Genomic DNA, 22,199 nt, shown 5'->3' with positions numbered 1-22,199 from the left:
GGGGGCGCTTAACCGAAGAAGCTCTGGCCGTTTTTGGCCATTTCGCGCAGCTTCGCGGTCGGGTGGTACAGCGCGCCCAAATCGGCGTACTGGTCAGCCAGGGCAACGAACTCGGCAACACCGATCGAATCGATGTAGCGCAGCGCACCGCCACGGAATGGAGGGAAACCGATACCGTAAACCAGACCCATGTCGGCTTCGGCGGCGGTTTCAACGATGCCGTCTTCCAGGCAACGCACGGTTTCCAGGCACAGCGGGATCATCATCCAGTTGATGATGTCTTCGTCAGTGACCTCGCGCTGCTCGTAAACGATCGGCTTGAGCACTTCCAGCACCGATGGATCGGCGACTTTCTTCTGCTTGCCTTTCTTGTCGGCCTCGTAAGCGTAGAAGCCCTTACCGTTCTTCTGACCCAGGCGCTTGGCTTCGTACAGCACGTCGATGGCCGAACGACGGTCATCCTTCATGCGGTCCGGAAAACCTTCAGCCATCACGTCACGACCGTGGTGACCGGTGTCGATACCGACCACGTCCATCAGGTACGCCGGGCCCATTGGCCAGCCGAATTTTTCCATGACCTTGTCGATACGGACGAAGTCCACACCGGCGCTGACCAGTTTGGCGAAACCGCCGAAGTACGGGAACAGCACGCGGTTGACCAGGAAGCCCGGGCAGTCGTTGACGACGATCGGGTTCTTGCCCATCTTCTTGGCGTAGGCAACGGTGGTGGCAACCGCCAGCTCGCTGGACTTCTCGCCACGGATCACTTCCACCAGCGGCATCATGTGCACCGGGTTGAAGAAGTGCATGCCGACGAAGTTTTCCGGACGCTTAAGGGCCTTGGCCAGCAAGCTGATGGAAATGGTCGAGGTGTTGGACGCGAGGATGGTGTCCTCTTTGACCTGAGCTTCGACTTCGGCCAGCACGGCTTGCTTGACCTTCGGATTCTCGACAACTGCTTCAACCACCAGATCGACGTGACCGAAGTCGCCGTAGGACAGGGTCGGACGAATGCCGTTGAGCACTTCGGCCATTTTCGCAGCGGTCATGCGACCTTTATCAACGCGGCCAACCAGCAGTTTGGCGGCTTCGGCCAGACCCTGCTCGATCCCGTGCTCGTTGATGTCCTTCATCAGGATCGGCGTGCCTTTGGAGGCCGACTGATAGGCGATACCGCCACCCATGATGCCGGCGCCAAGTACGGCGGCCTGCTTCACGTCTTTGGCGATTTCGTCGTAGGCCTTGGCCTTTTTCTTCAGTTCCTGATCGTTCAGGAACAGACCGATCAAGCTCTGTGCGGCAGAGGTCTTGGCCAGTTTGACGAAACCGGCGGCTTCGACTTCGAGCGCCTTGTCGCGACCGAAGTTCGCGGCTTTCTGGATGGTCTTGATCGCTTCAACCGGCGCCGGGTAGTTCGGGCCCGCTTGACCGGCGACGAAACCTTTGGCGGTTTCGAAAGCCATCATTTGCTCAATGGCGTTCAACTTGAGTTTTTCAAGTTTCGGCTGACGCTTGGCCTTGAAATCGAACTCGCCGGAGATGGCACGCTTGATCAGTTCAAGGGCAGCTTCCTGCAGTTTTTCAGGAGCAACCACGGCGTCGACGGCACTGACTTTCAGGGCGTCTTCAGGGCGGTTTTCCTTGCCGGCGGCAATCCACTCGATGGCGTTGTCGACACCGATCAGACGCGGCAGACGCACGGTGCCGCCGAAGCCTGGGTAGATGCCCAGCTTGACTTCCGGCAGACCGATCTTGGCCTTGGTCGACATGACGCGATAGTCAGCTGCCAGGCACATTTCCAGACCGCCACCGAGCGCAATGCCGTTGATGGCCGCGACGGTTGGAACGTTGAGGTCTTCGAAATCGCTGAAGATCTTGTTGGCTTCGAGATTGCCAGCAACCAGCTCGGCATCCGGCAGCTTGAAGTTGTCGACAAATTCGGTGATGTCGGCGCCGACGATGAACACGTCCTTGCCACTGCTGACGATCACGCCCTTGACCGAAGCATCTGCCTTGATGGTGTCTACGGCCTGACGCAGTTCGTTCAGGGTTAGACGGTTGAACTTGTTGACGGACTCACCCTTGAGGTCGAATTTCAATTCGACGATGCCACTTTCAAGAGCTTTAACCGTGATGGCTTTACCTTCGTAAATCATCAACTGATCTCCACGATATGGAAGCTGAACAGTACACGTCGGACGCAGGCGAATGGCTCGGCAGGACGCTTTTTCGTCGATGCTGACGCCAATCCACCCGGCACACCCGCCAACGCGATAGTCGGGATTCTGTAGGAGCAGTCTGTAAGACAAACGCTCAATTCATACGCCCGTTTGATTTGGGTACGTCACCTTCACGGAATTTCCGACAATTGTCAATCGCCCGAAATACGGGTTGAAATGCGACTTTGCGGTCATTTCCGTAGGACGAAGACCTACAACACGCGTCTGCATGTGAAGCCATTCATAGAATCAATAGTTAGAAAAGTCGTCCTAATTCGCGGCAGCCCTTGTTTAAAGGGCTACGCTGGGTGGACGGCAGAGAGATGCGCTGATCGAGTCAGCATCAAAAAGGTTTCCGGCCTGCCTGGCCACCCCGCCCGATGAATCATGTCGGGCTTTTTATTGCGCGTCTGCCGGACGCTCCCCACCGTTGCAGTGGGAAAAGTCCGCGTGTTATGCCAGTGCTTTCAGAGTGGCGTCGATGTCCTGCAAAACGGCAGCTTCGCCCTTCTCGCCCCAATACAAGGCGATCATCTGCTTGTCTGCCTCAACTTTGAAAACGTTGCCCGGCAACTTTTCGAAATGATTCAGCAGCGTGGGGTCCTCACAAACTTCCTGCCATTGATTGACCCACATACCCGGCGACTTCTGCCAGTAAGTCCAGCAGTTCGGCTGCTTGCTACGGCGCGGACGATGATATTGCGCACACGGGTTCGGCGGCTCCTGCGCCAGCCAGTGCGGCCATTCCTGCGGCGCTAGCTGCATGGCCAGCCCCATGCGTCGTGCCTCCATGCGCAGGGCAATGCGACCGCTTTGCGCGCGCGATGGGCGCAACCAGGCCAATGGACTTAAAACCACCAGCAGGATTGACACCACCAACCAGACCGTCATATCTCTATTCCCAATTCTTGGTGAGCCCATTGTGTCACTTTGGAACCAATGCGCTTGAAACCAGCCATACTTACCAATATTGAACCGTCACGAGGAGCACCTCATGCCCTACACCCATATCCTGGTCGCCGTAGACCTGACCGAAGAGTGCGACCCTGTGATTCACCGCGCCCGAGAGCTGTCGGCGAGCAATGGCGCCAAACTGTCGCTGGTGCATATCGTCGAGCCGATGGCCATGGCGTTCGGTGGCGACGTGCCGATGGATCTGTCACAACTGCAACAACAGCAGTTTGATCAGGCCAAGGAGCGTCTTGAACGCCTGAAAGCCAAATACGCGGAACTTGAAGGCGCCGATTGCCACCTTAACTATGGCCAGCCACGTCAGGAAATCCATCACTTCGCCAAGGAACAGAAGTGCGATCTGATCGTAGTCGGCAGCCATGGCCGTCACGGTCTCGCGCTATTGCTCGGCTCGACCGCCAACGACGTACTGCACGGCGCGCCATGTGATGTATTGGCGGTACATCTGGTCAAACGCTGACCTGCGGCAGCTCCTGCAAAAAGCCCGGCCTCACGCAAATGAGGCCGGGCTTTTTTGTTACCGGATCAATCAGGCATCCAGCTCAGCCCAACGCTCCACCAACGCATCCAGCTCAGCCTGCAACTGCTCCAGAGAAGCAATCACCTTGGCCGTTTCTGCCGGCGGACGCTGATAGAAACCGGCCTCAGCCATCTCTGCCTCGACAGCGGCAATCTGCTGTTCCTTGGCATCGATGTCACCCGGCAGCGCTTCCAGCTCGCGTTGCAGTTTGTAGCTAAGCTTCTTCTTGGCCGCCGGAGCAGCCGCGACAGGCGCAGCAGCCACAGCCGGCTCAGCAGTGACTACCGCCGAATTCAGGTCAGCCTTGCCCGATTTGCTTTCAGTCACGCCCAGCAGGCGCGGCGAGCCGCCCTGACGGATCCAGTCCTGATAGCCGCCGACGTATTCACGCACCTTGCCTTCACCTTCGAAGACCAACGTACTGGTGACCACGTTGTCGAGGAATGCCCGATCGTGGCTGACCATCAGCACGGTGCCGTTGAAGGTCAGCAGCACTTCTTCGAGCAGTTCGAGGGTTTCCACGTCGAGGTCGTTGGTCGGTTCGTCGAGCACCAGCAGGTTCGCCGGTTTGCTGAACAGTTTGGCCAGCAACAGACGCGCCCGCTCACCACCCGACAGCGCCTTGACCGGCGTGCGGGCTCGCTGCGGGCTGAACAGGAAGTCGCCGAGGTAGCTCAGCACGTGACGGCTCTGACCATCGATATCGATGAAGTCGCGACCTTCGGCGACGTTGTCGATCACGGTCTTTTCCAGATCCAGCTGATGGCGCAACTGGTCGAAGTACGCCACGTCGATCCGCGTGCCCTCTTCCACTTTACCGCTGGTCGGTTGCAGACCGCTGAGCATCAGTTTCAGCAGAGTGGTCTTGCCGGTACCGTTGGCGCCGAGCAGACCGATACGGTCGCCGCGTTGCAGGACCATCGAGAAGTCCTTGATCAGGAACGGCCCGCCCGGATGCGCAAAGCTGACATTCTCGAGGACCATCACTTGCTTGCCGGACTTGTCGGCGGTTTCCAGCTGAATGTTGGCCTTGCCGGTGCGCTCACGACGCTCGCTACGCTCAACGCGCAGGGCTTTCAGGGCGCGGACGCGGCCTTCGTTACGGGTACGCCGGGCCTTGATGCCCTGGCGGATCCACACTTCTTCCTGGGCCAGACGCTTGTCGAACAGCGCGTTGGCGGTTTCTTCTGCGGCCAGTGCGGCTTCTTTGTGCACGAGGAAACTGGCGTAGTCGCCGTTCCAGTCGATCAGGCCACCGCGATCCAGTTCAAGGATGCGCGTGGCGAGGTTTTGCAGGAAGGAACGGTCGTGCGTAATGAACAGCACGGCGCCCTGGAAATCTTTCAGCGCTTCTTCAAGCCAGGCAATCGCACCGATGTCCAGGTGGTTGGTCGGTTCGTCGAGCAGCAGCAGATCCGGCTCGGACACCAGCGCCTGCGCCAGCAGGACGCGACGACGCCAGCCACCGGACAGTTCGGCGAGGGTCTTGTCGGCCGGCAGTTGCAAGCGGCTCAGGGTACTGTCGACCAGGGTCTGCAAGCGCCAGCCGTCACGGGCTTCGAGGTCGTGCTGAACGTGCATCAGTTTGTCCAGATCGGCATCGGTAACGATGTTCTGGCTCAGGTGATGGTATTCGGCAAGCAGTGCGCCCACTCCGTCGAGGCCTTCAGCCACCACGTCGAATACGGTCCGCTCGTCGGCCACCGGCAATTCTTGCGGCAGCTCGCCGATTTTCAGACCGGGGGCACGCCACACCGAGCCGTCATCGGGCTTCTGGTCGCCCTTGACCAGTTTCATCATGCTGGACTTGCCAGTGCCGTTGCGGCCGATGATGCACACCCGCTCACCACGGGCGATCTGCCAGGACACCTTGTCCAACAACGGCATAGCGCCGAACGCAAGGGACACATCGCTGAATTTGAGCAGGGTCATGAGCTTCTCCAAAAACCGGGCGCGCATTCTACCTGAGTTAGGGCTTCAGCAGGCCGGCAATTTGTCTGTCGAAGCACTCTGCACAACATTTGTTGCGAACTTGTGCTGCGAGGTCCGCAAAGCTTTCGCCGCTTGCTGGCAAAAGGCTAAGCTACAGACAATTCAGTGCTGATTGATGTCGGCACTTGTCATGATTTCTCTGCCCGGATGTCTCATGCGCAGTCGCCTTTTCAGTGTCTTGTCCTGTTTGCTACTTACCGCCGCTGCCGCTCAATCCGCCCAGGCGGTGGACCTGTCCACCCAACGCCAGTATTACGATGAAGCCAAGCGCGCCCTGGCCAAGGGCGATACCGGCCCGTATTTCCGTTACAGCCAGGCCTTGGCCGATTATCCGCTGGAACCCTACCTGGCCTACGACGAACTGACCGCACGGCTGAAAACCGCAAGCAACGCGGAAATCGAGAAATTCCTCGCCGAACACGGTGACCTGCCCCAGGCCAACTGGATGAAACTGCGCTGGTTGCGCTGGTTGGCCGACCGTGGCGACTGGGCAACCTTCGTCAAGTATTACGACCCGAAACTCAACTTCACCGAGCTGGATTGCCTCAATGCGCAATACCAGATCACCCACGACAAGAAAGCCGAGGGTTACGCCAACGCCGACAAGCTCTGGCTGACCGGCAAATCGCAACCCGCCGCTTGTGATGGGCTGTTCGGCATCTGGGCCGCCGATGGCCAGCTCACCGAACAGAAACGCTGGGAGCGCACCAAACTCGCCGCTCAGGCGCGCAACTATCCTTTGGCCAACAGTCTGGTCAACGGCCTGACCACCCTCGCCCCGCGCGGTCGTTTGCTGGTGGACGTGGCACAGAAACCGGAGTTGCTGAATCAGCCTTCACGTTTCACCCCGGCCGATGAGCCGATGTCCGACGTGGTCAGCCTCGGCCTGCGTCGCCTCGCGCGTCAGGATCCGGACAAAGCCATGGCGTTGCTCGATGGTTACGCCAGCAGCATGCATTTCTCCCGTGACGAGAAAGTCGCGATCGCCCGGGAAATCGGCCTGACGCTGGCTCGGCGTTTCGACAGCCGCGCGCTGGATGTGATGACCAAGTACGATCCGGAGCTGCGCGACAACACCGTCTCCGAATGGCGTTTGCGCCTGCTGCTGCGTCTGGCGCGTTGGGACGATGCGTATCAGTTGACCCGCCGCCTGCCGCAGGATCTGGCCACCACCAACCGCTGGCGCTACTGGCAGGCACGCAGTCTGGAACTGGCTCAGCCGCAAAACCCGGAAGCGCAGACCTTGTACAAAGGCCTCGCGCGGGAACGTGATTTCTACGGTTTCCTCGCCGCCGACCGCTCGCAATCGCCGTACTCACTGAACAACAAGCCATTGGTGCTGAGCCAGGCGCTGATCAACAAGGTCCGCAATACCCCGGGCGTGCGTCGTGCTCTGGAATTCCATGCTCGCGGCCAGATCGTCGACGGTCGTCGCGAGTGGTATCACGTCAGCCGCCATTTCAATCGCGATGAAATGGTGGCCCAGGCCAAACTCGCTTACGACCTGAAATGGTATTTCCCGGCGATCCGTACCATCAGCCAGGCGCAGTACTGGGACGATCTGGATATTCGCTTCCCGATGGCCCACCGCGAGACCCTCGTGCGTGAAGCCAAGGTACGTGGTCTGCATTCAAGCTGGGTGTTCGCCATCACCCGTCAGGAAAGCGCGTTCATGGATGACGCCCGCTCCGGCGTTGGCGCCAGTGGCCTGATGCAGTTGATGCCCGGCACCGCCAAGGAAACCGCGCGCAAGTTCAGCATCCCGCTGGCCTCGCCGCAGCAGGTGCTGGATCCGGACAAGAACATCCAGCTCGGTGCCGCTTATCTGAGCCAGGTGCACAGCCAGTTCAATGGCAACCGCGTTCTCGCCTCTGCCGCCTACAACGCCGGCCCGGGACGCGTACGTCAATGGCTGCGTGGCGCCGACCACCTGAGCTTCGACGTGTGGGTGGAAAGTATCCCGTTCGACGAAACACGCCAGTACGTACAGAACGTGTTGTCGTACTCGGTGATCTACGGCCAGAAGCTCAACTCGCCACAACCGCTGGTGGACTGGCATGAGCGCTACTTCGACGATCAGTGATCACGCGACTGACGCCAAGTAACGAAAAATGCCCGTATCGCGAGATACGGGCATTTTTTATTGCGCAACCTGACTGGTGACCTAGTGAATTGCAGGGTCGCTGACAGTATTCGTTGAGGCGTTCTTGCCATCATTGAACTGCAACGACGCCAGCCGCGCATACAGCGGATTGCTGGCAATCAACTCCTGATGGGTACCAATGGCCACAAGCTTGCCCTGATCCATCACCGCAATCCGGTCAGCGTTTTTCACCGTGGCCAGTCGATGCGCGATCACCAGGGTGGTGCGGTTCTGCATCAGGCTCGGCAAGGCTTCCTGAATCAGATGCTCACTCTGCGCATCGAGGGCGCTGGTGGCTTCGTCCAGCAGCAGGATCGGTGCGTCGACCAGCAACGCCCGGGCGATCGCCAGGCGCTGACGCTGACCACCGGAAAGCCCGAGGCCGCCATCGCCGAGATGGGTCTGGTAACCGTTGGGCATTTTTTCGATGAAATCGTGGGCGTGAGCAATTTTGGCGGCGTCCTTGACTTGCTCCAGCGTCGCCCCCGGATTGCCGTAGCGAATGTTCTCTTCAACGCTGCCGAAAAACAGCGCCGGCGATTGCGATACCAGCGCGAAGTGACGGCGCAGGTCCAGCGGATCGAGACGAGTCAGTGGCACACCATCGATGAGAATCTGCCCTTCCAGCGGATCATAAAAGCGCAACAGCAAGTCGTACACCGTGGACTTGCCGGCGCCGGACGGCCCCACCAGCGCCAGCGTCTCGCCGGCCCGAATGGTCAGATTCAAGCCATTGACAGCGTAGCTTTCAGGACGCGAGGGGTAGGAAAAGCGCACGTCCTGCAATTGCAATTCGCCGCGCACGCGCTCCGGCAGGGTCACCTGTCCGGTGGTGGGCGGCTGGATGATATTTTCCGAACTCAGCAGTTCAGCGATGCGCTCGGCGGCCCCTGCCGCGCGCTGCAGTTCGCCAATCACTTCGCTCAAAGTGCCAATGGCACTGCCGACAATCAGACTGTAAAAGACAAACGCTGCCAGTTCCCCCCCGGTGATGCGTCCGGCAATCACGTCCATGCCACCGACCCACAACATCACCGCCACCGCACCGAGCACCAGCACAATCACCAGAGTGATCATCCACGAACGCTGAAAGATGCGTTTGCGCGCCGTGTCGAATGCATCCTCGACCGTTGTCGCAAAACGTCGCTCGTCCTGGACCTGGTGGTTGTAGGCCTGCACCGTTTTGATCTGGCCGAGGGTTTCCGACACATAGCTGCCGATATCCGCGACCCGATCCTGGCTAAGCCGCGAGAGATTGCGCACGCGCCGGCCGAAAATCAGGATCGGCGCTACCACGAACGGCAAGGCAATCACCACGATGCTGGTGAGTTTGGCGTTGGTGACAAACAACAGGATGACACCGCCAATCACCATCAACAGGTTGCGCAGAAACATCGACAGTGACGAGCCGATCACCGATTGCAGCAGCGTCGTGTCGGCGGTCAGCCGCGACTGGATTTCCGAACTGCGATTGTTCTCGTAAAAGCCCGGATGCAGATAGACCAGATGGTTGAACACCTCGCGGCGGATGTCGGCCACGCAGCGCTCGCCGATCCACGACACCCAGTAGAACCGCGCAAACGTACCCAGCGCCAGACCCAGCACCATCAGCATGAAGATACCGATGCTCTGGTTGAGCTGATGCGGCGACTGGGTCATGAAGCCACGGTCGACCAACAGTTTGATCCCCTGCCCCATCGACAGCGTGACGGCGGCAGTGACGATCAACGCCAGCAGCGCAGCGATGACTTGCCAGCGGTAAGGGGCCAGAAATCGACTGGTCAGACGCAACGCGCGACGATGTCGTGAAGAAAGCTTCGGGGTCATTCAGATGCACATCCGTGTTGATGAAAGGGCTAGCGTAAACCTTCTTTGGGTGGAACTCTGTAAATCACAATGAGTCAGGTTAAATATGCCCCCAAAGACTAGGCCATAGTTGCTATCGGTCTAACGTCGAGGTTGAGACGAACGGTCATTTCTGTTGGACTGGAATGGCCGCTCATGACGGATCGAAAGGCGCTGTCACGGCCTGGTCACGTGGCGGTTTTAATCTGGGTACACAACCTGATGAGGAGACAGGCCATGTCCTTGCAACACAGCAGCGAAGACAAGATTGAAGTGATCCGCACCAAGCCCGGCCAATCTCTGGGTTGCTCGATTATCGATAAGGATGGGCGTGAAGTACCGATCACTGAAGACATGATCCAGGACGCGTGCAGCGAGCTGGAGAAGCGCCTGGTCAAGCCTGCCGAACAAGACTGATATAGCCACCGTCTTCCTGACCCGGTCCCTTTGGCCGGGTTTTTTCTGTGTACCTATCTGAAATTTGTGCCGCGACCTTCGCAAGCAAGCTCGCTCCCACAGGGATCTCCCATCCACTGAAGATTTCCTGTGGGAGCGGGCTTGCTCGCGAAAGTCGCGGCACCTCGGTTTCTAGACAGCTACCGCACCCAACGCCGCCACGATCTTCGCCAACGCCGGCGATTCGCCTTCAATCCGCACCTTCAGCCCTTCAATCTCGCGCCGTACCGGATACTGCTTGCGCAACACGTCGAACGCCGCGCGCTGCTCGCCGACATTGCCTACAAGGCTGCGGCGAAAATCCGCATCATCGCGGCGCGGGTCGTACACGCCACGACACAACATCGCCAGCGCCCAGGCCGGATCGCTGTCGCTATGCAAAGTGACTTGCGACAACCACGGCGCCGGCAGCAGCTCACTGAGCTGGATGCTCGCAGGCTGACCAATGAATGCGCAATAAGCCTGATAAATCTGCGCCGTCCCGCGCTGTTTACCGTCGAGGCTGTAACCGGCAATGTGCGGGGTGGCCAACACGCAGAGATCAGCCAGTGCGACATCGACTTCGGGTTCGGCTCCCCAGACATCGAGCACCGCTTGCAGGTCTTCACGCTCCAGCAGCACATCACGCAAAGCGGCGTTATCCACCACCGGACCACGCGCCGCATTGATCAGCCACGCGCCGGGCTTGAGCTGCTGCAATCGCTGCTGATCGAACAAGTGCCAGGTCGCAGCGCCGCCGCTGCGTGTCAGCGGTGTGTGCAGACTGATCACATCGCACTGCTCGATGATCTGCTCCAGGCTGACGTAATCGCCCCCTTCAGAGGCCTGACGCGGCGGATCGCAGACTTTGACGTTCCAGCCCAGTCCTTTCAGGACCTCGATCAGGCGCCCACCCACCTCACCGGCACCGACGACACCGTAAGTCCGCTGAGTCAGATCGACGCCCTCGATTTCGGCGAGGGTCATCAGACTGCCCAGCACGTAATCGACCACGCCCCGGGCATTGCAGCCGGGTGCGCTCGACCAGGTGATGCCGGCCTCGTTGAAGTAGTCGAGATCCAGATGATCGGTGCCGATGGTGCAGGTGCCGACAAAGCGCACCTTGCTGCCCTCAAGCAATGCGCGGTTGACGTGGGTCACCGAGCGCACGAGCAACACGTCGGCCTGCTCGACCGTCGCACGGTCGATGGAACGGCCCGGCACCCGGCGGATCTCGCCGAAACCGGCAAAAAAAGCATCGAGCAGCGGGATATTTTCGTCGGCAACAATCAGCATGGCGGGCTCCTTTGGCGGATCGGCAGTTTAGGTGCAGATCGGTCGCCGGGCCAGCAGGCTTTGCGCTTACAAATCCGCAACAGAGGATTTTTCCTGACCAAGGCGTCAGCGGCGTAGAATGCGGCGCCTTGCGCATCAACACCTGTGGACGTTTTGCCCGTGAATTCTGTAACTGATCAACCTGTCGCCGTCTCCCTCACCCGCCCCGCGCGGATTCGCCTGGAGTTCAAGAACCTGCTCGCCCTGGCGTTGCCGATCATCATCGCGCAACTGGCAACCACAGCCATGGGCTTCGTCGATGCGGTGATGGCTGGCCGCGTCGGGCCAAAGGATCTGGCCGCCGTGGCGCTGGGCAACTCGATCTGGGTGCCGGTATTCCTGCTCATGACCGGCACCCTGCTGGCGACTACACCGAAAGTCGCTCAGCGTTTTGGCGCTGGCACTCACAGTGAGATCGGCCCGCTCGTGCGACAGGCACTGTGGCTTGCGCTGGTGGTCGGACTGATCGCGACGGCGATGCTGGTGGCCGCCGAGCCGGTGCTGCACCTGATGAAAGTCGACCCCGAGCTGATCGGACCGTGCATGCAATACCTGCACGGCATCGCCAGCGGCCTGCCGGCGGTGGCGATCTATCACGTGCTGCGCTGCACCAGTGACGGCATCGGCCGCACGCGTCCGGCCATGGTGCTAGGCCTGTGCGGTCTGGCGCTGAACATTCCGCTGAACTACATCTTCATCTATGGCCACTTCGGTGTGCCGGCGATGGGCGGCGTCGGTTGCGGTTGGGCCACGGCCATCGTGATGTGGGTGATGGCCTTGGGACTGGCCGGGTATGAGCGCTGGGCGCCAGCCTATCGCTCGAGCGAGATCTTCAGCCGCTTTGACTGGCCACAATGGGCGGTGATCAAACGTCTGCTGGCGATTGGTCTGCCAATTGGTATCGCGGTGTTTGCCGAGTCGAGCATTTTTGCCGTGATCGCCCTGTTGATCGGCAGCCTTGGCGCCACCGTCGTGGCCGGGCACCAGATTGCGCTCAACGTCAGCTCGCTGGTGTTCATGATTCCGTACTCGCTCGGCATGGCCGTTACCGTGCGCGTCGGTCAGGCCTTGGGCCGCGAAGAACCGCGTGAGGCGCGCTTTGCCGCTGGCGTCGGTATGGGCACCGCACTGGCGTACGCCTGCCTGTCGGCGAGCATGATGCTGTTGCTGCGCGAGCCGATTGCGGCGATCTACACCGCTGACCCGACGGTGATTCAAATTGCGGCGATGCTGATTGTGTATTCGGCGCTGTTCCAGTTTTCCGACGCGATCCAGGTCACCGCCGCCGGCGCGCTGCGTGGCTATCAGGACACGCGGGTGACGATGATCCTGACCCTGTTCGCTTATTGGGGCATTGGGCTGCCGGTGGGTTACGCCCTCGGCCTGACCGACTGGCTCGGCGCACCACGCGGCCCGAGCGGCTTGTGGCAAGGTCTGATCGTCGGCCTTAGCTGTGCGGCATTGATGCTGTCGATTCGCCTGACACGCAGTGCGCGCAAGCGTATTCGGATCAGTCGCTCGGCGGGCTAAGCCCTTACGCAGGACAAAAAAAGTGGGAGCGGGCTTGCTCGCGAATGCGGTGTATCAGTCGACATTTATAGTGCCTGACACACCGCATTCGCGAGCAAGCCCGCTCCCACATTTGCTTTTGCGTTTGCCTTGGGCTCAGGCGTGTTTCTTGCGGATCCAGTACAGGTAGGTACCGGCCTCTTCGTGCTGGCTCACCAGTTCATGGTCGAGAAACACGCAGAATTTGGGGATATCGCGTTTGGTCGAGGGGTCGGTGGCGATGACCTTGAGCAAGCCGCCGGGCACCAGATCACGGATGTGCTGGTGCAGCATCATCACTGGCTCCGGGCAATTGAGGCCTGTGGCGTCGAGGGTGCCGTCGACCGGGGTATCGATCATTTCACTCATGGTTCACTCCTGAAACTGGCCGGCATTGTCGCGCATTGCCGGGTATTCGGTCATCTGTGGCGTTACGCCACACTCCTACAGGGGTTTTGTGTTGTGTCAGCGGGATTTGGCTTTTTTGGTGTCGTGGCGACGCAAGTGGCAGGTCACTTCTTCGCGATCGTGATACAGCTGCTTGCAGCCGATATCGACCTTGATACCGCGCGCCTTGAAACCATCGGCAATGCGCTCAAGCAAGCGCTTCACTTCGGCATAGCGCTGCTTCATCGGCAATTTCAGGTTGACCACTGCCTCGCGGCAATGCCCCTCGCCGATCCACTCTTCCAGCATCGCGGCGTTGCGTGCCGGCTTCTCGACGATGTCGCAGACCATCCAGTCCACCGGTTGCTTGGGCTTGAAGGTGAAACCGTCGGCCATCAAATGCTGGACCAGACCGGTGTCCATCAGGCTTTCGGCCATCGGACCGTTGTCGATCGCGGTCACCAGCATGCCGCGATTGGCCAGTTGCCAGGTCCAGCCGCCCGGCGCGGCGCCGAGGTCGACGCCGGTCATGTCGCTGTGCAGGCGATCTTCCCATTGATCACGCGGGATAAAGTGGTGCCACGCCTCTTCCAGCTTCAGCGTCGAGCGGCTTGGCGCCTCACGCGGGAACTTCAGACGTGGAATGCCCATCGGCCACATCGCCGAATTGCCGGCATCGGCCATGCCCAGAAACACTTCACGACCGCTCTTGAAGGTCAGCAGCAGACGCGGCTTGCTGGCGTCTTCCACCAATTTGCCAGCGCCGGTCAGCGCCTTGCGCAGCGGGCCTTCGAATTTCTTGCAGAAGTTCGACAGTTCCTTGCCGTCATTGGTATCAACGACTTCCAGCCACAGGCTGCCGCACACCGGAAATTCAGCCATGTGCGCGAGGATTACGCTAATGCGATCGGTTTCCGGCAGATCGATGAAAACCCCGCGCGCCCACTGGCGCGGGAAGATCAGTTCGGCGAAACGCTGACCGCGCATCAAGCGCTCGGCGCCATCCTCTTCGGTGCAGACAAACTCGGCGTAGGCAGTGGCCGCTTTGGCCTTGGCGTAGCCGGCCACGTTGAGTTGGGCGGCGAGGTCGGAAATCTCCGAACAGACTTCGCCTTCGAAGCCTGGCCGGCAATGCATGAATAGGGTGTTCATTCTTACTCCTGGGCAGCGGGCGATCATTCGGCCTCTGCGCGATGCTCAGGCCTTGCGATGAAGCAAAGCCTGTCACGAAAACCGGCGCATGATAGCCGATGTCGGAACCTTGGTTCCGCTCATAGAGTCCAGTTATTAGCCAGCTAATGAAAACAGGGCTACGTTGATAGCTCTGTCCGTCCCCCGATCCGTAGCCGTGCGGATTCAAAGGAGTGATTGTAATGCCGTCCCTCGATAGCCTGAAAACGCTCAAAACCCTGCAAATCGACGACAAGACTTACCACTATTTCAGTTTGCCGGATGCCGCCAAAAGCCTGGGCGACCTCGACAAGCTGCCCATGTCGCTGAAAGTCCTGCTGGAAAACCTGCTGCGCTGGGAAGATGAAAAAACCGTCACCGGCGCCGACCTCAAGGCAATTGCGGCGTGGCTCAAGGAGCGCCGCTCCGATCGCGAAATCCAGTACCGCCCTGCGCGGGTATTGATGCAAGACTTCACCGGCGTGCCCGCCGTCGTCGACCTCGCCGCCATGCGCGCAGCGATGGCCAAGGCCGGCGGCGACCCGCAACGCATCAATCCGTTGTCGCCGGTGGATCTGGTGATCGACCACTCGGTAATGGTCGACAAGTTCGCCACCGCCAGTGCGTTCGAGCAGAACGTCGACATCGAAATGCAGCGCAACGGCGAACGTTACGCCTTCCTGCGCTGGGGCCAGAGCGCCTTCGACAATTTCAGCGTGGTGCCGCCGGGCACCGGCATCTGCCATCAGGTCAACCTCGAATACCTCGGCCGCACGGTGTGGACCAAGGATGAAGACGGCCGCACCTACGCGTTCCCCGACACGCTCGTCGGTACCGACTCGCACACCACCATGATCAACGGCCTCGGCGTGCTCGGCTGGGGTGTCGGCGGGATCGAGGCGGAAGCGGCGATGCTCGGGCAGCCGGTGTCGATGCTGATTCCGGAAGTGATCGGCTTCAAACTGACCGGCAAACTCAAGGAAGGCATCACTGCCACCGACCTGGTGCTGACCGTCACGCAGATGCTGCGCAAGAAAGGCGTGGTCGGCAAATTCGTCGAGTTCTACGGCGACGGCCTCGCCGACTTGCCCCTGGCCGACCGCGCGACCATCGCCAACATGGCTCCGGAATATGGCGCGACGTGCGGCTTCTTCCCGGTCGATGACGTGACTCTGGAGTACTTGCGCCTGTCCGGGCGGCCGCCGGAAGTGGTGAAACTGGTCGAGGCGTATACCAAGGCTCAGGGCTTGTGGCGCCTGCCCGGTCAGGAACCGGTGTTCACCGACAGCCTCGCGCTGGACATGGGCAGCGTCGAAGCCAGCCTTGCAGGGCCAAAACGCCCGCAAGATCGCGTATCGCTGCCGAACGTACCGCAAGCCTTCAGTGATTTCATCGATCTGCAATTCAAACCCACCAGCAAAGAAGAGGGACGCCTGGAAAGTGAGGGCGGTGGCGGCGTCGCGGTGGGCAATGCCGATCTGGTCGGCGAAACCGAATATGAATATGAAGGCCGCACCTATCGCCTGAAAAACGGCGCGGTGGTCATCGCGGCAATTACCTCGTGCACCAACACTTCCAACCCGAGCGTGATGATGGCCGCCGGCCTGCTGGCGAAAAAAGCCGTGGAGAAAGGCCTGACCCGCAAACCATGGGTGAAGAGTTCGCTGGCGCCCGGTTCGAAAGTGGTCACTGACTACTACAAGGCTGCGGGGCTCACGCAATATCTTGATCAACTCGGCTTTTCGCTGGTCGGTTATGGCTGCACCACCTGCATCGGCAACTCCGGCCCGCTGCCGGAACCGATCGAGAAAGCTATCCAGAAAGCCGATCTGACCGTTGCATCGGTGCTGTCCGGCAACCGCAACTTCGAAGGACGCGTGCATCCATTGGTGAAAACCAACTGGCTGGCCTCGCCGCCGCTGGTCGTCGCCTATGCCCTCGCCGGCAGTGTGCGCAGCGATATCAGCAGCGAACCACTGGGCGAGGACCCACAAGGCAATCCGGTGTACCTGCGGGATATCTGGCCTTCGAGTAAAGAGATCGCCGACGCGGTGAGTCAGGTCAACACGGCGATGTTCCACAAGGAATATGCCGAAGTGTTTGCCGGTGATGAGCAGTGGCAGGCCATCGAGGTGCCGCAGGCCGCGACTTATGTGTGGCAAGACGATTCGACCTACATTCAGCATCCGCCGTTTTTCGACAATATTTCCGGGCCGCTGCCGGAGGTCAAAGATGTGAAAGGTGCACGGGTGCTGGCCCTGCTGGGTGACTCGGTGACTACCGACCACATCTCCCCTGCCGGCAACATCAAGGCTGACAGCCCGGCCGGGCGATATCTGCGCGAGAAAGGCGTGGAGCCACGGGACTTCAACTCCTACGGTTCAAGGCGAGGCAATCATGAAGTGATGATGCGCGGCACGTTCGCCAACATCCGTATCCGCAACGAAATGCTCGGTGGCGAGGAAGGTGGTAACACGATCTATATTCCAACCGGGGAAAAACTGGCGATCTACGACGCGGCGATGAAGTACCAGGCGTCAGGCACGCCGCTGGTGGTGATTGCCGGGCAAGAATACGGCACCGGCTCCAGTCGTGACTGGGCGGCTAAAGGCACCAATCTGCTGGGAGTGAAAGCGGTTATCGCGGAAAGCTTCGAACGGATTCATCGCTCCAATCTGGTGGGCATGGGTGTGTTGCCACTGCAGTTCAAGCTTGATCAAAACCGCAAGAGCCTCAATTTGACCGGCAAGGAGACTTTCGAGATTCAGGGCCTGACCGGCGTAGAGCTGACACCACGAATGAATCTGCCGCTGGTGATCACCCGAGAGGATGGACGCCAGGAGAAGATCGAAGTGCTGTGCCGGATTGATACGTTGAATGAGGTGGAATACTTCAAGTCGGGCGGAATTCTGCATTACGTCCTGCGCCAATTGATCGCTTCGTAACGCTGCACAAACCAATGTAGGAGCGGCCGCGGGCTGCGATCTTTTGACTTTGGCTTTTATAACCAAGATCAAAAGATCGCAGCCCGCGGCAGCTCCAACATGCAGGCGAAAAAAAACCCGCCGAAGCGGGTTTTTCCCAAGACCATTATCGACTCCCTGTCGGCAGCGATCCTTGCAATGGTCGATCATCCTTGATCCTGAAACACTCCCTGTGTCTCAGTTGATGTGTGTAGATTACGCAGTGGATCCAATCGACAATAGTCGTAAAAGCTACCAGTGCGTGTAAGACATTCGCTATAGCAACCCTTCCGGAAACCCCTAGCCGTGTCAGGCATGAGCATGGAAACCGCGTCCTGCGCGACTTTCAGCTGCCCAGTGCCTGCTCCATACCCCCCACGAGCTTGGCCGGCGTGTCGTTCAGGCAAGATTCGAAAATATCAGCCACCGTCACGCTCTCGGGCCTTGGCACTCTCGGTGAGAAACTGTTCGAGCCGGCTCAATTGCTCTTCCCAGCCACGGCTGTCCATGAAATAAGCCTCTTTCTGGCGAACATCGGGTATATGTGCAAATCCTGACTCGGAAACCTTGAGCAGTGTGCCGTCCTCGTAATCTTGAAGCTCGAACTTGACCAGCGTGGTCGGCTCCTGGGAATAATCGATCTTCGGATTGACTGCATACGGATGCCAGCGAAAGGAAAACAGCTGCTGCGGCTCGACCCGCTCGATCAGTACATTCCACAACACATGTTCATAACCCGGATACGTGACCTGCCCCTGCGTCCACTCACCGGCAATGAAACGCCGACCTTCCAGCGCCACACCAAACCACTGGCCAAACGCCTCGGCATCGACCAATGCACGCCAGACATGCGAACGCGGCGCCTTGAGCGTGATCTTGCGTTCGAAACTATTGGGTACTGGTTTCATACGTCACCTCCTGTTCTGAACACTAGGACTGTATGACCACATGTCCAATGTGAAGTTGTATCAGAGCGGTACCGTCGTTCATCAGAAAGGAAATATTCAGCTGCATTTTTCTGACCGGTGCAGCGAGGGTTCCAGCCCCCTACGGATCGTGATGCTGTTACCTTTACCAGCGAATTTGAATGAACAAGGACGACTCATGCAGCCATCTCTCGCCGAACGTTATCGTGGCGCCCTGCTCGGTCTGGCGTGCGGCGACGCCGTCGGTACTACAGTCGAGTTCAAACCACGGGGATCATTCCAGCCGTTGACCGATATGGTCGGGGGTGGCCCGTTCCACCTCAAGCCCGGGCAATGGACCGATGACACGTCAATGGCGCTGTGTCTGGCGGAAAGCCTGCTGAACAAGAATGGATTCAATGCGGCCGATCAGATGGGCCGTTACCTCAACTGGTGGCAGTGGGGTTATCTCAGCTCGACTGGTGAGTGTTTCGATATCGGCATGACCGTCAGTCAGGCGCTGGCAAGGTATCAGCAAACCGGCGACCCCTTTGCCGGCTCGATCGACCCATACAGTGCTGGTAATGGTTCGCTGATGCGCCTGGCACCGGTGGTGCTCTTCTACTTTCCCGATGCCCGGCAGATCCACCCGTTCGCCGCCGACAGTTCGCGCACCACCCACGCCGCCCCGGAAGCCGTCGAGTGTTGCCAATTGCTGGCCGGCCTGATCGCCAGGGCACTCGAAGGCGCAACCAAAGCAGAGCTGCGCGAACCGCCATTCGACACTTTCTCGCAACCCAGGGTCGCGGCCATTGCCCGTGGCGATTACCTCGATCTGTCTGAAGCAGACATCAAAGGCAGCGGCTACTGCGTGCAGTCGCTGGAAGCGGCGCTGTGGTGCTTTCAGCGTACGGACAGTTTCGCTGCGGCCATTCTGCAAGCCGCCAATCTGGGCGATGACGCCGATACCACTGCTGCGATCACCGGTCAGTTGGCCGGTGCCTATTACGGCGCGCGGGGCATTCCTGCGCACTGGCTGGAAAAGCTGCACGACGCTGAAGAGATTGCGGCGACTGCCGACCGGCTGCTCGCGGCCTCCCGACTGCGTCTGCCTGAATAAGCGCGATGCAGACGCTACACTGCTCGGCACTTACTTTCGATACAGCGAGATTTGACCATGTCCCCACGCCTGCTTCTGGTCCTGACGCCCTTCCTGTTCACCCCCCTCGCCCACGCTGCCGTCGACTGCGCGAATGCCAGCGATCAGGCAACGATGAATCAGTGCGCAGGGCAGGAGTTCAAAGCGGCGGACAAGGAGTTGAACACGGTGTATCAGCAGATCACCGCACGCCTTAAGGATAATCCGGACGGCAAGAAGCTGTTAGTCAGTGCGCAGCGGACGTGGATCGGGTTTCGCGATGCCGAGTGCAAGTTTTCAGCCTCAGGGGTATCCGGCGGGAGTGTTTATCCGTTGATCTACAGCAATTGCCTGACCCGCGTGACCAAGGTGCGGGTTGAGGCGCTGAAGCAGTATTTGAAGTGTGAGGAAGGCGATATGAGCTGCCCTGTGCCCGGAGTCTGATTCTCTATTCCAAGGCCAGCACGCCCGGCACACTGTAGTTGCCTCGTTGCCGGTAGCGGCTGGGGATCTCGATATCTGGCTGATCGCTTTTTTTGGGCATCCTGTCCCTTGTCCTAAGGTTAAACGTGCGGGTCACCCGGCGCTTTCGTCGGCGCGGCATATTGCGGCTTGAGATGGCCGTCCTGGTCAAGTAACCAGGCGTCCATGATCTGTCGCACCACAGGGCCGGCGACACGACCACCGGCCTCGCCGTTTTCGATCATCACCGAAATCGCGATCTTCGGATGCTCGGCCGGTGCGAAGCCAACGAACAAAGCGTTATCGCGGTGGCGTTCAAGGGTCTTCGCACGGTTGTAGCGCTCGCCCTGCTTGATCGCCACCACCTGCGCGGTACCACTCTTGCCGGCGATGCGATACTGCGCACCCGCCGCTGCGGCTCGGGCGATGCCTCGGGCATCGTGCATGACCATTTGCATGCCGTGGTTGACCTGCTCCCAATCGCGCGGATCTTTGAGCAGAATGTTCGGCATCGGATGCTCGTCGACCGGAGCGACACCATCGACAGTCTTGGCCAGGTGCGGACGGTTCCATACACCTTTGTTGGCGATCAATGCTGTGGCCTGCGCCAGTTGCAACGGCGTGACCTGCATATAGCCCTGACCGATGCCGAGGATAACCGTTTCGCCCGGGAACCAGGCCTGCCGGCGGGTTGCGCGTTTCCAGGCTTGCGATGGCATCAAGCCGGGCGATTCTTCAAACATGTCCAGCGAGACTTTCTCACCGAGGCCGAACATGGCCATGTAATCGTGCAGGCGATCGATACCGAGCTTGTGGGCCAAGTCATAGAAGTAGGTGTCATTGGAACGCATGATTGCCGCGTCCATGTCCACCCAGCCGTCACCACTGTGGTTCCAGTTGCGGTACTTGTGATCGAAGTCCGGGAGTTGGTAATAACCGGGGTCGAAGACGCGCGTCTGCGGTGTCACGACGCCGGCGTCGAGGCCGGCGATGGCCACTTCCGGCTTGATCGTCGAGCCCGGTGCGTAGAGCCCGCGCAACACGCGGTTGAACAGCGGCCGATCAATTGAATCGCGCAGTGCCGAGTATTCCTTGGAGCTGATGCCAGTGACGAACAGGTTCGGGTCAAAGCTCGGATTGCTGACCATGGCCAACACTTCGCCGGTCGATGGATCGAGCGCGACCACCGAACCGCGACGATCACCCAGCGCCGCTTCAGCAGCTTCCTGCAGCTTGATATCGAGGCTCAGCACGATGTTCTGGCCCGGAATCGGGTCGGTGTGTTTCAGCACGCGAAGTACGCGACCCTGGGCGTTGGTCTCCACTTCTTCGTAGCCCACGTGGCCGTGTAGCTGCGCCTCGTAGAAGCGTTCGATGCCGGTTTTGCCGATTGATTGAGTGCCACGGTATTCAACCGAATCGAGGGTCTTGGATTCTTTTTCATTGATCCGGCCGACGTAACCAATCGAATGTGCGAAATGCTCGCCGAAGGGGTAATGCCGAACGAACTGCGGTTCGACATCGAGGCCCGGCAGACGGAATTCGTTGACGGCCAGAACGGCGATCTGCTCCTCCGTCAGCTCATAGAACAACGTCACCGGTGTAAACGGATGACGGGACTGCTTCATGGCTTTATCGAAGACTGTGCGATCTTCTGCAGGCAAGTGCAGGAGGTTGATGACCTCGTCCAGCTCTTGATTGACGTCGGTGGCGCGTTCGCGGGTGATGGCCAGGTTGTAACTGGGACGGTTATCAGCGAGCAACACGCCATTGCGGTCATAGATCAAGCCGCGTGTCGGCGGGATTGGCAAGACGTGGACGCGGTTGTTTTCGGAGATCGTGGAGTGGTAATCGAATTCCACCACTTGCAGGATGTACAGGCGCACGACCAGGGCGCAGCTGATGGCGAAGACGAACAAGGCACAGGCGATCAATCGTTTGTTGACCAGACGCGTCTCTTTTTCGTGGTCCTTGATCGGGATGGGTTCAGGCATTTCTACAGCAACTCTTCTTTGACATAGATGAGTGCCGATCCGTGGGCATGACATCAGTCCGTTAAAAAAACGAGCTGCACCATACCAAAAACTGCCCGGTCATTTCAGAAGGAATTTCCCCAATGGCAGCACTTGCGTGCGGTCAGGGGCAGATCAATGCGTTGGCAAAAC

The 22,199-nt window shown here is 59.4% G+C and carries 16 protein-coding genes; 7 read left to right on the top strand and 9 right to left on the bottom strand.

The features are described from left to right. Window positions 1-8 precede the first annotated feature (8 nt). Both fadB and ACM6IV_RS04205 read right to left on the bottom strand, forming a co-directional pair. A complete protein-coding gene (gene fadB, locus ACM6IV_RS04210; RefSeq protein WP_414868850.1) occupies window positions 9-2,156 on the bottom strand; it encodes a fatty acid oxidation complex subunit alpha FadB in 2,148 nt (715 codons plus the stop codon). Window positions 2,157-2,672: 516 nt separating this feature from the next. Next, the gene (locus tag ACM6IV_RS04205) at window positions 2,673-3,110 is read right to left on the bottom strand and encodes a hypothetical protein (protein WP_414868849.1); all 438 of its coding nucleotides are present in this window, start codon (window positions 3,108-3,110) and stop codon (window positions 2,673-2,675) included. 103 nt (window positions 3,111-3,213) lie between these two features. Here ACM6IV_RS04205 and ACM6IV_RS04200 point away from each other — a divergent pair, with 103 nt between their 5' ends. Continuing rightward, window positions 3,214-3,651, top strand: coding sequence for a universal stress protein (locus tag ACM6IV_RS04200; RefSeq protein WP_414868848.1), 438 nt, complete (start codon window positions 3,214-3,216; stop codon window positions 3,649-3,651). A gap of 69 nt (window positions 3,652-3,720) precedes the next feature. Here ACM6IV_RS04200 and ACM6IV_RS04195 read toward each other — a convergent pair whose 3' ends face one another. Further along, the gene (locus tag ACM6IV_RS04195) at window positions 3,721-5,643 is read right to left on the bottom strand and encodes an ATP-binding cassette domain-containing protein (protein ID WP_414868847.1); all 1,923 of its coding nucleotides are present in this window, start codon (window positions 5,641-5,643) and stop codon (window positions 3,721-3,723) included. 214 nt (window positions 5,644-5,857) lie between these two features. Between ACM6IV_RS04195 and ACM6IV_RS04190 the strand changes: the two genes are divergently transcribed. Further along, entirely contained in the window at window positions 5,858-7,786 is a 1,929-nt protein-coding gene (locus tag ACM6IV_RS04190; RefSeq protein ID WP_414868846.1) for a transglycosylase SLT domain-containing protein, read from the top strand. Window positions 7,787-7,867: 81 nt separating this feature from the next. Here the strand turns inward: ACM6IV_RS04190 and ACM6IV_RS04185 are convergent, their stop codons facing one another. After that, window positions 7,868-9,673 (bottom strand): ABC transporter transmembrane domain-containing protein, encoded by a 1,806-nt coding sequence (locus ACM6IV_RS04185; protein WP_414868845.1) that lies wholly within the window; start codon window positions 9,671-9,673, stop codon window positions 7,868-7,870. A gap of 255 nt (window positions 9,674-9,928) precedes the next feature. Here ACM6IV_RS04185 and ACM6IV_RS04180 point away from each other — a divergent pair, with 255 nt between their 5' ends. Further along, window positions 9,929-10,108: a PA1571 family protein gene (locus ACM6IV_RS04180; protein WP_414868844.1), complete on the top strand. Its 180-nt coding sequence runs from the start codon at window positions 9,929-9,931 to the stop codon at window positions 10,106-10,108. A 171-nt stretch (window positions 10,109-10,279) separates the two neighbouring features. Here the strand turns inward: ACM6IV_RS04180 and pdxB are convergent, their stop codons facing one another. Then, entirely contained in the window at window positions 10,280-11,422 is a 1,143-nt protein-coding gene (pdxB, locus tag ACM6IV_RS04175) for a 4-phosphoerythronate dehydrogenase PdxB (RefSeq protein ID WP_414868843.1), read from the bottom strand. Window positions 11,423-11,581: 159 nt separating this feature from the next. Here pdxB and ACM6IV_RS04170 point away from each other — a divergent pair, with 159 nt between their 5' ends. Further along, window positions 11,582-12,991 carry an MATE family efflux transporter gene (locus ACM6IV_RS04170; protein WP_414868842.1) on the top strand — a complete coding sequence of 470 codons (1,410 nt, stop codon included), beginning with the start codon at window positions 11,582-11,584 and terminating at the stop codon, window positions 12,989-12,991. Window positions 12,992-13,126: 135 nt separating this feature from the next. Here the strand turns inward: ACM6IV_RS04170 and tusA are convergent, their stop codons facing one another. Together tusA and rlmM are read right to left on the bottom strand one after the other, a co-directional pair. Further along, on the bottom strand, window positions 13,127-13,378 hold the full coding sequence (gene tusA, locus ACM6IV_RS04165; RefSeq protein ID WP_007910424.1) for a sulfurtransferase TusA: 252 nt from the start codon (window positions 13,376-13,378) through the stop codon (window positions 13,127-13,129). 96 nt (window positions 13,379-13,474) lie between these two features. Further along, on the bottom strand, window positions 13,475-14,548 hold the full coding sequence (gene rlmM, locus ACM6IV_RS04160) for a 23S rRNA (cytidine(2498)-2'-O)-methyltransferase RlmM (protein ID WP_414868841.1): 1,074 nt from the start codon (window positions 14,546-14,548) through the stop codon (window positions 13,475-13,477). Between the two features lie 221 nt (window positions 14,549-14,769). On the opposite strand from rlmM, the gene acnA reads away from it, so the two are divergent. Further along, window positions 14,770-17,511 carry an aconitate hydratase AcnA gene (gene acnA, locus ACM6IV_RS04155; RefSeq protein WP_414868840.1) on the top strand — a complete coding sequence of 914 codons (2,742 nt, stop codon included), beginning with the start codon at window positions 14,770-14,772 and terminating at the stop codon, window positions 17,509-17,511. 437 nt (window positions 17,512-17,948) lie between these two features. On the opposite strand, the gene ACM6IV_RS04150 is transcribed toward acnA, so the two are convergent. After that, on the bottom strand, window positions 17,949-18,437 hold the full coding sequence (locus ACM6IV_RS04150; RefSeq protein WP_414868839.1) for an SRPBCC family protein: 489 nt from the start codon (window positions 18,435-18,437) through the stop codon (window positions 17,949-17,951). Between the two features lie 196 nt (window positions 18,438-18,633). On the opposite strand from ACM6IV_RS04150, the gene ACM6IV_RS04145 reads away from it, so the two are divergent. Next, the gene (locus tag ACM6IV_RS04145; protein ID WP_414868838.1) at window positions 18,634-19,554 is read left to right on the top strand and encodes an ADP-ribosylglycohydrolase family protein; all 921 of its coding nucleotides are present in this window, start codon (window positions 18,634-18,636) and stop codon (window positions 19,552-19,554) included. Window positions 19,555-19,611: 57 nt separating this feature from the next. Beyond that, window positions 19,612-20,016, top strand: a complete 405-nt coding sequence (locus ACM6IV_RS04140) for a lysozyme inhibitor LprI family protein (RefSeq protein ID WP_414868837.1) — start codon at window positions 19,612-19,614, stop codon at window positions 20,014-20,016. 119 nt (window positions 20,017-20,135) lie between these two features. Here the strand turns inward: ACM6IV_RS04140 and mrdA are convergent, their stop codons facing one another. Further along, the gene (mrdA, locus tag ACM6IV_RS04135; RefSeq protein ID WP_414868836.1) at window positions 20,136-22,028 is read right to left on the bottom strand and encodes a penicillin-binding protein 2; all 1,893 of its coding nucleotides are present in this window, start codon (window positions 22,026-22,028) and stop codon (window positions 20,136-20,138) included. Window positions 22,029-22,199 lie beyond the last annotated feature (171 nt).

Origin of the sequence: Pseudomonas sp. IT-347P (assembly GCF_949768005.1) — a bacterium.
Taxonomy (GTDB): domain Bacteria; phylum Pseudomonadota; class Gammaproteobacteria; order Pseudomonadales; family Pseudomonadaceae; genus Aquipseudomonas.
Note: the sequence above shows the minus strand (reverse complement) of the source record. Positions and strands in the feature narration are given on the sequence as shown.